The 12,550-nt window shown below is 71.0% G+C and carries 13 protein-coding genes and 1 pseudogene; 12 read left to right on the top strand and 2 right to left on the bottom strand.

Annotated elements, in window-relative coordinates:
• The first annotated feature begins 2 nt into the window (after positions 1-2).
• The 12 genes from AB7F93_RS05070 to AB7F93_RS05015 all read left to right on the top strand — a co-directional run bounded on the left by AB7F93_RS05070 (position 3) and on the right by AB7F93_RS05015 (position 9,933).
• Positions 3-770 (top strand): NRDE family protein, encoded by a 768-nt coding sequence (locus AB7F93_RS05070; RefSeq protein ID WP_428301793.1) that lies wholly within the window; start codon positions 3-5, stop codon positions 768-770.
• The gene (locus tag AB7F93_RS05065) at positions 770-1,198 is read left to right on the top strand and encodes a hotdog fold thioesterase (RefSeq protein ID WP_428301792.1); all 429 of its coding nucleotides are present in this window, start codon (positions 770-772) and stop codon (positions 1,196-1,198) included. The genes AB7F93_RS05070 and AB7F93_RS05065 overlap by 1 nt, the downstream gene beginning before the upstream one ends.
• A 43-nt stretch (positions 1,199-1,241) precedes the next feature.
• Positions 1,242-1,724: a peroxiredoxin gene (locus AB7F93_RS05060; RefSeq protein ID WP_428301791.1), complete on the top strand. Its 483-nt coding sequence runs from the start codon at positions 1,242-1,244 to the stop codon at positions 1,722-1,724.
• Between the two features lie 61 nt (positions 1,725-1,785).
• Positions 1,786-2,013: an addiction module protein gene (locus AB7F93_RS05055; protein ID WP_428301790.1), complete on the top strand. Its 228-nt coding sequence runs from the start codon at positions 1,786-1,788 to the stop codon at positions 2,011-2,013.
• Positions 2,013-2,324, top strand: coding sequence for a hypothetical protein (locus tag AB7F93_RS05050; protein ID WP_428301789.1), 312 nt, complete (start codon positions 2,013-2,015; stop codon positions 2,322-2,324). Before AB7F93_RS05055 ends, AB7F93_RS05050 begins: the two co-directional genes overlap by 1 nt.
• Positions 2,325-2,380: 56 nt before the next feature.
• Complete coding sequence (locus AB7F93_RS05045) at positions 2,381-3,535, top strand: acyl-CoA dehydrogenase family protein (protein WP_428301788.1); 1,155 nt, start codon at positions 2,381-2,383, stop codon at positions 3,533-3,535.
• On the top strand, positions 3,528-4,307 hold the full coding sequence (locus tag AB7F93_RS05040) for an enoyl-CoA hydratase/isomerase family protein (RefSeq protein ID WP_428301787.1): 780 nt from the start codon (positions 3,528-3,530) through the stop codon (positions 4,305-4,307). The genes AB7F93_RS05045 and AB7F93_RS05040 overlap by 8 nt, the downstream gene beginning before the upstream one ends.
• A 195-nt stretch (positions 4,308-4,502) precedes the next feature.
• Positions 4,503-6,509, top strand: coding sequence for a transketolase (tkt, locus tag AB7F93_RS05035; protein WP_428301786.1), 2,007 nt, complete (start codon positions 4,503-4,505; stop codon positions 6,507-6,509).
• 52 nt (positions 6,510-6,561) lie between these two features.
• Positions 6,562-7,572 carry a type I glyceraldehyde-3-phosphate dehydrogenase gene (gap, locus tag AB7F93_RS05030; protein ID WP_428301785.1) on the top strand — a complete coding sequence of 337 codons (1,011 nt, stop codon included), beginning with the start codon at positions 6,562-6,564 and terminating at the stop codon, positions 7,570-7,572.
• Positions 7,573-7,581: 9 nt separating this feature from the next.
• Positions 7,582-8,763 carry a phosphoglycerate kinase gene (locus AB7F93_RS05025; RefSeq protein WP_428301784.1) on the top strand — a complete coding sequence of 394 codons (1,182 nt, stop codon included), beginning with the start codon at positions 7,582-7,584 and terminating at the stop codon, positions 8,761-8,763.
• Positions 8,764-8,894: 131 nt separating this feature from the next.
• Positions 8,895-9,680 carry an SDR family NAD(P)-dependent oxidoreductase gene (locus AB7F93_RS05020; RefSeq protein WP_428301783.1) on the top strand — a complete coding sequence of 262 codons (786 nt, stop codon included), beginning with the start codon at positions 8,895-8,897 and terminating at the stop codon, positions 9,678-9,680.
• Positions 9,681-9,687: 7 nt separating this feature from the next.
• A complete protein-coding gene (locus AB7F93_RS05015; protein WP_428301782.1) occupies positions 9,688-9,933 on the top strand; it encodes a sulfurtransferase TusA family protein in 246 nt (81 codons plus the stop codon).
• Positions 9,934-9,960: 27 nt separating this feature from the next.
• Here the strand turns inward: AB7F93_RS05015 and recJ are convergent, their stop codons facing one another.
• On the bottom strand, positions 9,961-11,682 hold the full coding sequence (recJ, locus tag AB7F93_RS05010; protein WP_428301781.1) for a single-stranded-DNA-specific exonuclease RecJ: 1,722 nt from the start codon (positions 11,680-11,682) through the stop codon (positions 9,961-9,963).
• Positions 11,679-12,550, bottom strand: a pseudogene (locus tag AB7F93_RS05005) (hypothetical protein); the annotation flags it as partial. The pseudogene AB7F93_RS05005 and the gene recJ, both read right to left, overlap by 4 nt.

Raw genomic sequence — 12,550 nt, 5'->3', positions numbered from 1 at the left:
GCATGTGCCTGCTGGTGCTGGCCTGGCAGGTGCGGGCCGACACGCCGCTGCTGCTGGCTGGTAATCGCGACGAGTGGTATGAGCGGCCCGCAGCGACGGCGCAGTTCTGGACCGACGCGCCGCAGGTGCTCGCCGGGCGGGATCTGGAAGCGGGCGGCTCGTGGCTGGGCGTGACGCGCGATGGCCGGTTCGCCGCCGTGACCAATTACCGCGAGCCGCGAGCCCCGGCGCCGCGATCGCGCGGTGATCTTGTCCGGGAGTACCTGGGCGGCGCGCTGGCGCCCGGCGAGTACGCGCAGCGGGCGCAGGGCATCCGGGACGATTTCGCCGGCTTCAACCTGCTGCTGGGTGACGGTGACGAGCTGTGGTGGCTCAGTAATCGCGCCGGCGCGCCGGTGCGCCTGCCGCCCGGCACCTACGGGCTTTCGAACCACCTGCTCGACACGCCCTGGCCCAAGGTGCAGACCGCCAAGGCGGCGCTGGGTGCGCTGTGTGCTGCCGGCTTGCCGTCGACAGCCGCGTTGCTCGACCTGCTCGGGGACCGCCGCACCTACCCGGTCGAGGGCGATCCGGTCGCCGGCATCGATGCCGCGCTGGCGCGTGCGGCGTCGGCCATCTTCATCGAGACGCCGCGTTACGGCACGCGCTGTTCAAGCGTGCTGCGCGTCGCCGCCGACGGTCGGGTCGAATTCACCGAGCGCAGCCACGTGCCGCAGCACGGCGAGGCGCAGTTCGATTTTTATCTGCGAGCTTCGAGGAGCGTGTGCTGATGAGCATCTGGCGGGATGGACTCACCGTGGAGCAACTGAACGCGCCGCGCCTCGGCGGCAGCATGGCCTGGCACCTTGGCGTGCGCTTCACCGAGGTGGGGCCGGATTACCTCCGGGCCACCATGCCGGTGAACGAGTACACGCGCCAGCCGGCTGGCATCATCCACGGCGGCGCCAACGTGGTGCTGGCGGAGACCATCGGCTCGGTGGCATCGGCCGTGCTGGCCGGGCACGAGGGCCTGCGCCACGTGGGGCTGGAGGTGAACGCCAACCACCTGCGCGGCGTACGCGACGGCCACGTCACCGCCACCGTGCGGCCCATACACACCGGTAAGAGCACGCAAATCTGGGACATTCGCATCGAAGACGAGGCGGGTAGAATCAGTTGCATCTCACGGCTCACCGTGATGACGCTCGGCCCGCGCTGAGCGCCGCAGGTTTCGTTTTCCCCCACCCATCGAGGAACGCTCCATGAGCATCAAAGTTGGCGACAAGATTCCTTCCGTGACCCTGACCCAAATGACCGCAGACGGGCCGAAGCCCGTGTCGACCGACGACGTGTTCGCCGGTAAGAAAGTCGTGCTGTTCGCCGTGCCGGGTGCCTTCACGCCCCTGTGCTCGGGCCAGCACCTGCCCGGCTACGTGAAACTGGCGGACCAGTTCAAGGCCAAGGGCGTGGACAGCATCGTGTGCGTGTCCGTGAACGACGCCTTCGTCATGGGCGCCTGGGGCAAGGATCAGCAGGTGGGCGACAAGGTCGTGCTGCTGGCCGACGGCAACGCCGACTTCGCCAAGGCGGTCGGCCTCGAACTCGACGGCAGCGGCTTTGGCATGGGCAAGCGCTCGCAGCGCTATGCGCTCGTCGCCGAGAACGGTGTGGTCAAGCACCTCGGCGTCGAGGAAGGCCGCACGTTCGAGGCCAGCAAGGCCGAGACGGTGCTGGCGGGGCTGTAAGCCCGAGGCCGGGTTTTCTGGGGCGCCTTGCGCGCCCCGGAAGACCAACCCCAGATAGCCAATGAATACAAACCTTCTCGATCAGGCGCGCAAACTGAGCCTGGCCGAGCAAATCGACCTCGTCGAGGCGCTGTGGGACGGCATCGCCGGGCAGCCCGACGCGTTGCTGCCGACCGATGCCCAACGCGAGGAGCTTGACCGTCGCCTGGCGGACCACCGCGCCCACCCAGACGATGTGCTGGACTGGAGTGACGTCAAGGCGGCTGCCCGCGCCCGTCTTGGGCGATGATGACGCGGCCGGTCGCGTTCACCGCGGCGGCGCAGGCGGAACTCATCGAGGGCGCGGCCTGGTATGACGCGAAGCGTCCGGGTCTTGGCGACGACTTCGTCGCGCAGATCGAGCATTGCGTTCGGCACATCGCCGAACAACCACACGCTACCTGGTCGTCCACAATGACATTCGCCGGATCGTGGCGGCGCGCTTTCCTTATAGCGTCTACTTTTTCGTGGAGGATCGCCGGGTCGTCGTTCTGGCTGTCTTCCACGGCCGCCGGGATCCTGCCATCTGGCAGCGGCGTAGCGGCTGACTCGACGATTTGAATTCGACAACCCTTAGAACAAGAGGCGTCGCAGCCCGCGGCGCGAGTGAGGAGAGCATGGACTTCGGCTTCACCGACGAGCAACTCGCCATCCGCGATGCCGTGGCCCGCTACGGCGCCGAGCGCCTGGCGCCGGGCTACCGGCGGCGCGAGCAGGACGGCTTCGAGCCGGGCCTGGTCACCGAGATGGGCAGCCTCGGCTACATCGCGCCCGAAATGCCGGAGGAACTCGGCGGCGCGGGGTTGGACGCCGTCACCGCTGGCCTGATCGTCGAAGAAATCGCCCGCTGCGACTTCAACGCCTCCTACGTGCAGCTGATGGGCTCGCTGTGCGCCACCATCGTGGCGCGCCACGCGGCGCCGGAGCTGGCGCGCGAGGTGGTGGGGCAGATCTGCCGCGGCGAGGCGCTGGTGGGCCTGGGCCTCACCGAGCCCGGCGGCGGCTCGGATGCGGCGAACCTCAAGCTGCGCGCCGCGCGCCGCGGCGACGTGTACGTGCTGAAGGGCGAGAAGGCGTCCGCCTCGTTCGCGGCGCACATGCACAGGATCGTCCTGTTCGCCCGCACCGGCGCGCAGGAGGATCGCTCGAAAGGCGTGAGCGCCTTTCTGGTCGACATGGACAGCCCGGGCATCACGCGCCTGCCGTACGACGATCTCGGCACCAAGCCGGTCGGCCGCGGCTCGGTGTTCTTCGACGATGTCGAGGTGCCGGCGAGCCGCATTCTGGGTGACGAGCACCGCGGCTTCGGGCAGGTGATGGCGGGTTTCGACTACAGCCGCGGGCTGATCGGCCTGCAGTGCCTCGGCGCCGCGCGGGCCTCGCTCGACGAGACCTGGGCATACGTCAGCGAGCGCGAGGCCTTCGGCCGGCCGATCGCCAAGTTCCAGGGCGTGACCGAGCCGCTCGCCGAGTTCGAGACGCTGATCGAGGCCTGCCGCCTGCTTTGTTACAAGACGCTGTGGCTGCGCGACCGCGGCTTGCCGCACACGTCCGAGGCGGCGATGGTCAAGTGGTGGGCGCCGAAGCTTGCCTTCGACATCATCCACCAGTGCCTCATCACCCACGGCCACTACGGCTACAGCACGGACCTGCCGCACCAGCAGCGCTTGCGTGACGTGCTCGGCCTGCAGATCGGCGACGGCACGGCGCAGATACAGAAGATGATCGTGGCGCGCGAGAAAATCGGCCGCGTCGCGGTGCCGTATGTCTGAGCCGCTGGCCGTCAGCCGGCACGGCGCGACCGCCGTGCTGGAGCTGGCGCGGCCGGAAAAATTCAACTGCCTGTCGAGCGCCGTGCACGCCGCCATCGAGGCCGCGCTCGACGCCGCCGAGGCCGATCCCGCCTGCCGGGCGGTGCTGATCGCGGCGCAGGGCAAGCATTTCTGCACCGGCGCGGATCTGGCCGAAGTGCAGGCGCTGCGCGGCGTGGGGCGTTTCGACGAATTCATCGCCCAGGGCCACCGCGTGCTGTGCCGGCTGGAGGTCTCGCCGCTGCCGGTGGTGATGGCCGTGCAGGGGCTGTGCCTGGCGGGCGGCATCGAGCTGGCGCTGGCCGGCGACGTGATCCTGGCCGCCGAGGGTGCGAAGTTCGGCGACCAGCACGCGCAGTACGGACTCGTGCCCGGCTGGGGCGGCAGCCAGCGCCTGCCGCGGCGGGTCGGCCTCACGCGTGCGCTCGACCTGATGTTCTCCGCCCGCTGGCTGCCGGCCGCGGAGGCTCGCGACTGGGGACTGGTGGCGCAAGTGATCCCGGACGCCGGGCTGCGTGGTCACGCACTCGCCTACTGCGAGCAACTCGCCACGCGCAGCAAGCCCGGCCTCGCCGCCATGAAGCGCCTGGCGCGGGACGGTGCCGACCTGCCGCTCGCCGACGCGCTCGCGCTGGAACAGCGCCTGGCGCTGAAGGCCATGTCCGGGCCGGACGTGGACGAGGGGCTGGCGGCATTCGGTGAGCGGCGAGTGCCGCGGTTTCGGGACGCCTGAGACTACCTCGTCGGCGCCTCGGAACCGTCCAGGCGGGCTGGCGGACGCGGCGCTCGGACCGGCCCCGGCGGGTGCGGACAGACGTCCGGAGCCGGCAGGGCCGCATGCTATCCTTCCCGCCCCCTGCGGATGGCGCCGGCTCACACGCTGTGGGCCCGTGGCCCCATTTCCCGATGTTTCCTTGTGGAGATCTGCATGTCCCTGCCGCGCCGGCAACTTGCCAACGCCATCCGCGCGCTGGCCATGGACGCGGTAGAGGCCGCCAAGTCGGGCCATCCCGGCATGCCGATGGGCATGGCGGACATCGCCGAGGCGCTGTGGAACGACACGCTGCGTCACAACCCGGCCGACCCCCGCTGGCCGGATCGGGACCGCTTCGTGGTGTCGAACGGCCACGGCTCGATGCTGCTCTACGCGCTGCTGCACCTGTCCGGCTACGACCTGCCGCTGACGGAACTCAAGCGCTTCCGGCAGTTGCACTCGAAGACGCCGGGGCATCCCGAGTACGGTCTTGCGCCGGGTGTCGAGACGACTACCGGGCCGCTCGGGCAGGGCCTCGCCAATGCGGTCGGCATGGCGCTCGCCGAGCGGCGCCTGGCGGCGGAGTTCAACCGCCCCGGTCACGACATCGTCGATCACCACACCTATGTGTTCGTGGGCGATGGTTGCCTCATGGAAGGCGTGTCGCACGAGGCCTGCTCGCTCGCCGGCACCCTGGGCCTTGGCAAGCTGATCGCGCTGTACGACGACAATGGCATCTCCATCGACGGGCAGGTGCGCGGCTGGTTCACGGACGACACGCCGGGCCGCTTCGAGGCCTACGGCTGGCAGGTGATCCGCGGTGTGGATGGCCACGACAGCGCCGCCGTGCTGGCGGCAATCGCCAAGGCGCAAGCTGAGACGGCGCGGCCGAGCCTGATCTGCTGCCGCACGGTGATCGGCTTCGGCGCGCCCAGCAAAGCCGGCAAGGCGTCCAGCCACGGCGCGCCACTCGGCGCGGACGAGATTGCCGGCGCGCGTGCGGCGCTTGGTTGGAGCCATGGCCCGTTCGAGATTCCGGTCGAGATTTATCAGGCCTGGGATGCGCGCGCCCGTGGCGCGGCGCGGCAGGCCGACTGGCAGGCGCGTTTCGAGCGCTACGCCGCGGCGCATCCGCAGCTTGCCAGCGAGTTCATGCGCCGCACGGCGGGTGAGTTGCCGGCCGATTTCGAGCAGCAGGCGCAGGCCATCGCCCTGCGCTTCCAGCAGGAGGCCAAGGACGTGGCGAGCCGCCAGGCCTCGCAGCTCGCGCTCGACGCCTTCGGCCCGCTGCTGCCGGAGCTGCTCGGCGGCTCGGCGGATCTGACCGAATCGAACCTGACGCACTGGAAGGGCGCGCAGGCGCTCGACGCCGCCCAGCCGGCCGGCCAGCACATGAGCTACGGCGTGCGCGAGTTCGGCATGAGCGCCGTCATGAATGGCCTTGCCCTGCACGGCGGCGTGCTGCCGTACGGCGGCACCTTCCTGGTGTTCTCGGACTACGCGCGAAACGCGCTGCGCATGAGCGCGCTGATGCACCAGCGCGTGGTGTACGTGCTGACGCACGACTCGATTGGTCTTGGCGAAGACGGCCCCACCCACCAGCCGGTGGAGCACGTGGCGAGCCTGCGGCTGATCCCGGGACTGTCCGTGTGGCGGCCGTGTGATGCCGCCGAAACGGCCGTCGCCTGGACGCAGGCCTTGCAGGCGCAAGGGCCGTCGGCGCTGGCGTTGTCGCGCCAGAAATTGCCGCACCAGCCGCGCGACGCGGCGCAGCTCGCGGCGGTGGCGCGCGGCGGTTACGTGCTGGCCGACAGCGACGGTGCACCGCAGGTGGTCCTGATCGCGACCGGCTCCGAGGTGGCGCTGGCGATCGCGGCGCGCGCGGAGCTTGCCGGGCAGGGCATCGCCGCGCGCGTGGTGTCCATGCCCTGCGTGGAATGCTACGCGGCGCAGGATGCGGCCTACCGCGACAGCGTGCTGCCGCCGACGGTGACGGCGCGCGTGGCGGTCGAGGCGGGCGTGCCGGATGGCTGGTGGCGCTACGTCGGCAGTGCCGGGCGGGTGATCGGCATCGAGCGCTTCGGCGAGTCGGCGCCGGCCGGCGAGCTGTTCGAGTACTTCGGGTTTACGGTGCAGGCGGTGGTCGACGCAGCGCGTGAGGCGCTCGCCGCCGCCCAGTAGGCGTGTGTCGGGATTGGTCTAGAAACGATTGGTTTTTCCAGGAGAACGGACGATGGCAATCAAGGTCGCGATCAACGGGTATGGCCGCATCGGGCGCAACGTGCTGCGCGCGCTCTACGAGAGCGGTCGCACCAGTGAAGTTCAGGTGGTCGCGATCAACGACCTCGGCGACGCCAAGATCCTCGGCCACCTGACGCGCTACGACACCGCCCACGGCAAGTTCCCGGGCACGGTGGAAGTGGCCGACGGCGCCATCGTCGTGAATGGCGACCGCATCCGCGTGACCAGCGAACGCGACCCGTCCAAGCTGCCGTGGGGCGAGCTTGGCGTGGACGTCGTCCTCGAATGCACGGGCCTTTTCACCAAGAAGGAAAAGGCCGCAGCGCATCTGGCCGCCGGCGCGCGCAAGGTGCTGATCTCGGCTCCGGGCACGGACGTGGACGCCACGGTCGTGTACGGCGTGAACCACGTTGTGCTGAAGGCGGGCGACACGGTTATCTCGAACGCGTCCTGCACCACCAACTGTCTCGCGCCGATGGCGCAGGTGCTGCACCAGACCTTCGGCATCCAGCAGGGCCTGATGACCACCGTGCACGCCTACACCAACGACCAGGTGCTGACCGACGTCTACCACGAGGACGTGCGCCGCGCCCGCTCGGCCACGCAGTCCATGATCCCGACCAAGACCGGCGCCGCCGCCGCGGTGGGGCTGGTGCTGCCGGAGCTCAAGGGCAAGCTCGACGGCTTCGCCATCCGCGTGCCAACCATCAATGTGTCGATCGTCGATCTCACGTTCACCGCCGGCAAGGCGACCACGGTGGCGGAGATCAACGCGGCGATGAAGGAAGCCGCCAACGGCCGTCTGAAGGGCATCCTCGCCTACACCGAAGAGCCGCTGGTGTCGGTGGACTTCAACCACAACCCGGCCTCGTCCACCTTCGACGCCACGCTGACCAAGGTCATCGACGGCACGCTGGTGAAGGTCTGTTCCTGGTACGACAACGAGTGGGGCTTCTCGAACCGCATGCTGGACACGGCGCTCGCGCTGGCTAAGGCGGGCTGAGGTCCGGCCATGACGAACGTGCTGCGCATGGCCGACCTGCCGCTCGCCGGCAAGCGGGTGATGATCCGGGCCGATCTCAACGTCCCGATCCGCGACGGCGCGATCCTGGACGACACGCGCATCCGCGCGTTTTTGCCAACCGCGCAAAAGGCGCTCGAAGCCGGCGCGGCGGTGTTGGTGCTGTCGCACCTCGGCCGGCCGAAGGAAGGCGCCTTCGCCGCCGAGGCCAGCCTCGCGCCCGTCGCCGCTCGCCTGGGTGACCTGCTGGGTCGCACCGTGCCGTGCCTGCCGGGCTGGCTGGATGGCGTGTCCATCGCGCCCGGCGATATCGCGCTCGGCGAGAACGTGCGCTTCAACGTCGGCGAGAAGAAGAACGACGACGCGCTGGCCCGGCGCATGGCGGCGTTGTGCGATGTATTCGTGATGGACGCCTTCGGCACCGCGCACCGCGCCGAGGCGTCCACGCACGGCGTGGCCAAATTTGCGCCCGTTGCCTGCGCCGGTCCGCTGCTGGTGGCGGAACTCGATGCCCTGCACACGGCGCTGGCCGCGCCGAAGCGACCGCTGGTCGCCATCGTCGGCGGCGCCAAGGTGTCGAGCAAGCTCGCGGTGCTGACCAATCTGTTGCCGCTGGTGGACCGGCTGATCGTCGGCGGTGGTATCGCCAATACCTTCCTCGCGGCTGCCGGGCACGATGTCGGCCGGTCGCTGTACGAGCCGGACCTGGTGCAGACGGCGCGCGAACTGCTCGACCAGGCGCAACAGCTCGGCCGCCCGATTCCACTGCCGACGCGCGTGGTGGTGGCAAGCGAGATCGGCGAGACCGTGCCGGCGTCGGTGAAGGACGTGACGGCGGTGGACGCCGACGAGATGATTCTCGACGTCGACGCCGGCTTCGCGCGGGAACTCGGCGACATCATCAAGGGCGCCGGCACGGTGGTGTGGAACGGCCCGCTCGGCGTGTTCGAGTACCCGGCCTTCGCCGAGGGCACGCGCCTGCTGGCACAGGCGGTGGCTGAGTCGCCGGCGTATTCCATCTGCGGCGGCGGCGAGACGCTGGCGGCGATCGCCAAGTTCGGCATTACCGATCGGGTGTCGTACATTTCGACCGGCGGCGGCGCCTTCCTCGAAGTGCTGGAGGGCAAGGTGCTGCCGGCGGTGGCGATGCTGGAGCAGCGCGCGGCCGGCTGAAGCAACCCCGACCTCGTCCCATGCTGGAATGGTCGGGTCGCGCGGTGACCCCGCGCAGGTAGCAGCGATTCTTGGGCGGGCGCCGGTCCCGGCGAGCCGCCCCCACAAGAACATTCGAGAGGAGGAGAACCATGAGCCAACGTTTCGCCGGCAGGGTTGCCATCATCACCGGCGGCGGCGCCGGTATCGGCCGCGCCATTGTCGAGGAATGGACCCGCGACGGCGGCCACGCCGTCATCTGCGACATGGATCCGCACGCCGCCGAGCAGGCTGCCGCGGAAGTCGCCGCCGCCGGCGGGCAGGCGCTGCCATTGCGGCTCGACGTGACGGACCTGGACGCCATTGCCGGGCTGGTGCCGGCCACGGTCAAGCGCTTCGGCGGGCTCGACGTGCTGTTCAACGTTGCGGGCAACAACATGATGAAGAACGTCGAGGAGGCCAACGACGAGGAGTGGCGGTTCATCGTCGACACCAACCTCACCTCCGTGTACCGCTGCTCGCACGTGGCGATTCCGGAAATCAGGAAGCGCGGCGGCGGCGCCATCGTGAACGTCGCCTCCACCGCCGGCATCCTCGCCGAGAACCGCTGCGCGGCGTATTCGGCGGCCAAGGCGGCGGTGATTAATCTCTCCAAGAACATGGCCATGGACTTTGCGCGGCACAACATCCGCGTGAACGCGCTGTGCCCCGGCGGCACCTCCACGCCGCGCGTGCGCGGCTACATGGCGCGCTTTCCGGCGGCCGAGAAGATGATGACCGAGGTGTGCGCCATGCAGCGCATGGCGGAACCCCACGAGATCGCCAAGCCGGCGGTGTTCCTCGCGTCCGACGACGCGTCATTCATCACCGGCACCACGCTGATCGTGGACGGCGGCATGACCGCCGGCAAGCACTTCGACCTGTTCGACTCGATCTGAGGCGGCCATGAACGCCGTCATCGATGCCGACCTGCCGCTGGTGGACCTGTCGACCTACGGCTGCCCGCTGCACTACGTGAAAGCCCGCCAGACGCTGAGCCGTCTTGCACCGGGCGAGCGGGTGGCGTTCCTGTTCGCCGCCGGCGAGTCGGCCGAGCAGGTGCGCGACGGCCTGGCCGCCGACGGGCACCGCGTGCTGTCCATAGAGCCCGACGGCAACAGCCTGCGCGTCGAGGTCGCCAAGGGGTATTGACCGGCCGGCGCCATGTGCGCGCGCCGGTCAGATCGTCGCGAGTCCCTCTACCAGCAGCTGCACCTGCCGCTCGCCGCGCCAGTCGTTGACCTGCGGGCGGTACGCCACGTGCAGGCGTGGTCCGAGCTGGCCCTGCAGCGCCGCCGCGCGCCAGGCAATGGCCGGTATCGCGCCGCCGCCACCGACCGGCGCGAGTTGCAGGCGCAGATGGTCCGCGCCCACCCCGCGCACCCCGCGCAGCTCGAACACGTCGTCGAACAGCGGCGCCGCGAAGCCCTGGCCCCACGGCCCGGCGCCGTGCAGGCGCTCGGCGAGTCCCAGCGTCAGCAGCGCCGGGTCGAGCGGGCCGTCGGATAGCAGCGCGTCCTCGGGCAAGGCGCCGCCGGTTTGCGCGAGCACCGCCGCGCTCAGGGCCGCCGCGAACCGGGGCAGGTGCTCGCCGGCCAGCGTCAGGCCCGCCGCCATGGCGTGGCCGCCGAACTTCTCGATCAACCCCGGCTGGCTCGCCGCCACCGCCGCCAGCGCGTCCCGGATGTGCACGCCGGGCAGCGAGCGCGCCGAGCCGCGCCAGCGGCCGTCCTCGGCCGGCGCAAACGCCACCGCCGGTCGGCCGTAGCGCTCGCGCAGGCGCGCCGCGACGATGCCGACCACGCCGGGGTGCCAGTCGGCGTCGTGCAGGCACAGCGCGGCGGGCAGCGGGTCGGGCAGGGCATCCGTGTGGGCGGTGGCCTGCGCCTGCATTTGCGCCTCCACGGCGCGCCGCTCGTGGTTCAGCGCGTCGAGCTGCGCGGCCATCTCGGCTGCGGTGGCGGGGTCGTCGCACAGCAGGCACTCGATGCCAAGACCCATGTCGTCCATGCGCCCGGCGGCGTTCAGGCGCGGCCCGGCGCGAAAGGCGAGATCGCCGGCCGTCACCCGCGCCTTGCCGGCGCCAAGACCGAGCAGCGCGCGCACGCCGGCCTGGCCGCTGCCGGCGTTGAGCCGCGCCAGGCCCTGCGCCACCAGCAGGCGGTTGTTGTAGTCGAGCGGCACCACGTCCGCCACCGTGCCGAGCGCGACCAGATCCAGCGCCTGGGCGAGGTTCGGCTCCGGCCGTGCGGCGCTGAACCAGCCCATCGCCCGCAGGCGCGCGCGCAGCGCGAGCAGCAGGTAGAACATCACCCCGACGCCGGCCAGGTGCTTGCTCGGGAAGCCGTCGCCCGGCAGGCGCGGATTGACGATGGCGTTCGCCGCCGGCAGGTGATCCGCCGGCAGGTGATGGTCGGTGACGACGACCGGCACGTCCGCCGCGCGCAGGCGCGCGATGCCGTCAAACGCCGTGATGCCGTTGTCCACCGTCAGCACCAGATCCGGCCGGCGGGCGAGGGCGGCCTCGGCCACCTCGGCGGACAGGCCGTAGCCCGTCGTGAAGCGGCTCGGAACCAGATACTCGACTGCCGCCGCGCCGAGCGCGCGCAGGCCGCGCACGGCGAGCGCGCAGCCGGTGGCGCCGTCGGCGTCGTAGTCCGCCACGACCAGCAACCGGCCGCCGTCGGTCAGCACGCGGGCGACAAGGTCCGCGGCGGCATCGATGCCGAGCAACGCGTCCGGCGGCAACAGGCGCTGCGTGGCGTAGCTGACGTCGTCCACCGCCACGCCGCGCGCGGCGTAGACGCGCGCCAGCACCGGGCAGCCGAGGCGGGCGGCTAGCGCCGCGACCAGCCCTGCGTCCGGCGTCGGGCGGCGGCGGATGGGCTGGCCGAGCTTCACCGCGAGAAGAGCCCCCGGCGCAGGCGGGCGAACAGGCCGCGGCGGCGCATGAGGAAGCTGCCACCGCCGGCGAGCAGCGTTACCGACTGAATGCGGCCGTCATCGAGCGCGGCTTGCAGCGCGACCAGCCAGACCGCCAGCCGATCCGGCGCCGCGGCGTCCGCGCCGAGGCCGAGCAGGCTGCGGCCGACGGGCAGCTCGCGCAGCCAGTCCGGGGAGGACGGCAGGGGGAGCGGCGCGAGCCAGGCGAGGCGGGCGAGACCGCCGATCACCGGCTCGTCGCTCCACACGGCCACGAACGGTGCCGACGCCAGGGCGGGCACCGTGCCGCCGCCCCACAGCCACAGGCCGTTGGCCGGCGGCAGGTCGCGCGCCTCGCGGGCGAGATTCGGTGCGGCGTCGAACAGCAGCATGTGCAGCTCGTTGAGCCAGGCCTGCCAGCGGCGGGCATCGGTGCCGCGCGGCTGACCGGCGGCCACATCGCCGCCCGGCAGCGCGTGGGGCGCGACGGTGTGCACGTCCGACGCGAAGTCGGCCTCGATGTACCAGCGCAGCGGCGTGCTGTAACGCCACCGCACGCCCGGGATGACGCCGGCCCCGCTGACCAGGTCGAACAGCTCGCGGGCGTCGGCCTCGGGCAGCGGCGCCGAGGCGAGGGCAAGCAGGCGCAGCGTGGCGGCCGACGGCAGCAGGCACACCGGATCCAGCCGCGCGCACCACCCGTCCGGCGCGGTGCCGAAATCGTGCGCGTAGGTGATCGCCGCGAGCGGCAGATCGGCGCCGCGCAGGCCGAACAGCGCGCAGGCCTGCGCGTCGCCATCGTCAGCCGACGTGCTGGCTGGCGGCAGACCGGTCAGTGCCGTCAGCG

Source organism: Immundisolibacter sp. (assembly GCF_050250495.1).
Taxonomy (GTDB): Bacteria; Pseudomonadota; Gammaproteobacteria; order Immundisolibacterales; family Immundisolibacteraceae; genus Immundisolibacter.
Note: the sequence above shows the minus strand (reverse complement) of the source record. Positions and strands in the feature narration are given on the sequence as shown.

What these genes read in the sequence shown, in the direction of transcription:
- AB7F93_RS05060 (WP_428301791.1), top strand. Translation starts at nt 1,242, where the DNA reads ATGAGCATCAAAGTTGGCGACAAGATTCCTTCCGTGACCCTGACCCAA.
- AB7F93_RS05070 (WP_428301793.1), top strand. Translation starts at nt 3, where the DNA reads ATGTGCCTGCTGGTGCTGGCCTGGCAGGTGCGGGCCGACACGCCGCTG.
- gap (WP_428301785.1), top strand. Translation starts at nt 6,562, where the DNA reads ATGGCAATCAAGGTCGCGATCAACGGGTATGGCCGCATCGGGCGCAAC.
- AB7F93_RS05020 (WP_428301783.1), top strand. Translation starts at nt 8,895, where the DNA reads ATGAGCCAACGTTTCGCCGGCAGGGTTGCCATCATCACCGGCGGCGGC.
- AB7F93_RS05055 (WP_428301790.1), top strand. Translation starts at nt 1,786, where the DNA reads ATGAATACAAACCTTCTCGATCAGGCGCGCAAACTGAGCCTGGCCGAG.
- AB7F93_RS05025 (WP_428301784.1), top strand. Translation starts at nt 7,582, where the DNA reads ATGACGAACGTGCTGCGCATGGCCGACCTGCCGCTCGCCGGCAAGCGG.
- AB7F93_RS05040 (WP_428301787.1), top strand. Translation starts at nt 3,528, where the DNA reads ATGTCTGAGCCGCTGGCCGTCAGCCGGCACGGCGCGACCGCCGTGCTG.
- AB7F93_RS05065 (WP_428301792.1), top strand. Translation starts at nt 770, where the DNA reads ATGAGCATCTGGCGGGATGGACTCACCGTGGAGCAACTGAACGCGCCG.
- AB7F93_RS05045 (WP_428301788.1), top strand. Translation starts at nt 2,381, where the DNA reads ATGGACTTCGGCTTCACCGACGAGCAACTCGCCATCCGCGATGCCGTG.
- tkt (WP_428301786.1), top strand. Translation starts at nt 4,503, where the DNA reads ATGTCCCTGCCGCGCCGGCAACTTGCCAACGCCATCCGCGCGCTGGCC.
- AB7F93_RS05050 (WP_428301789.1), top strand. Translation starts at nt 2,013, where the DNA reads ATGACGCGGCCGGTCGCGTTCACCGCGGCGGCGCAGGCGGAACTCATC.
- AB7F93_RS05015 (WP_428301782.1), top strand. Translation starts at nt 9,688, where the DNA reads ATGAACGCCGTCATCGATGCCGACCTGCCGCTGGTGGACCTGTCGACC.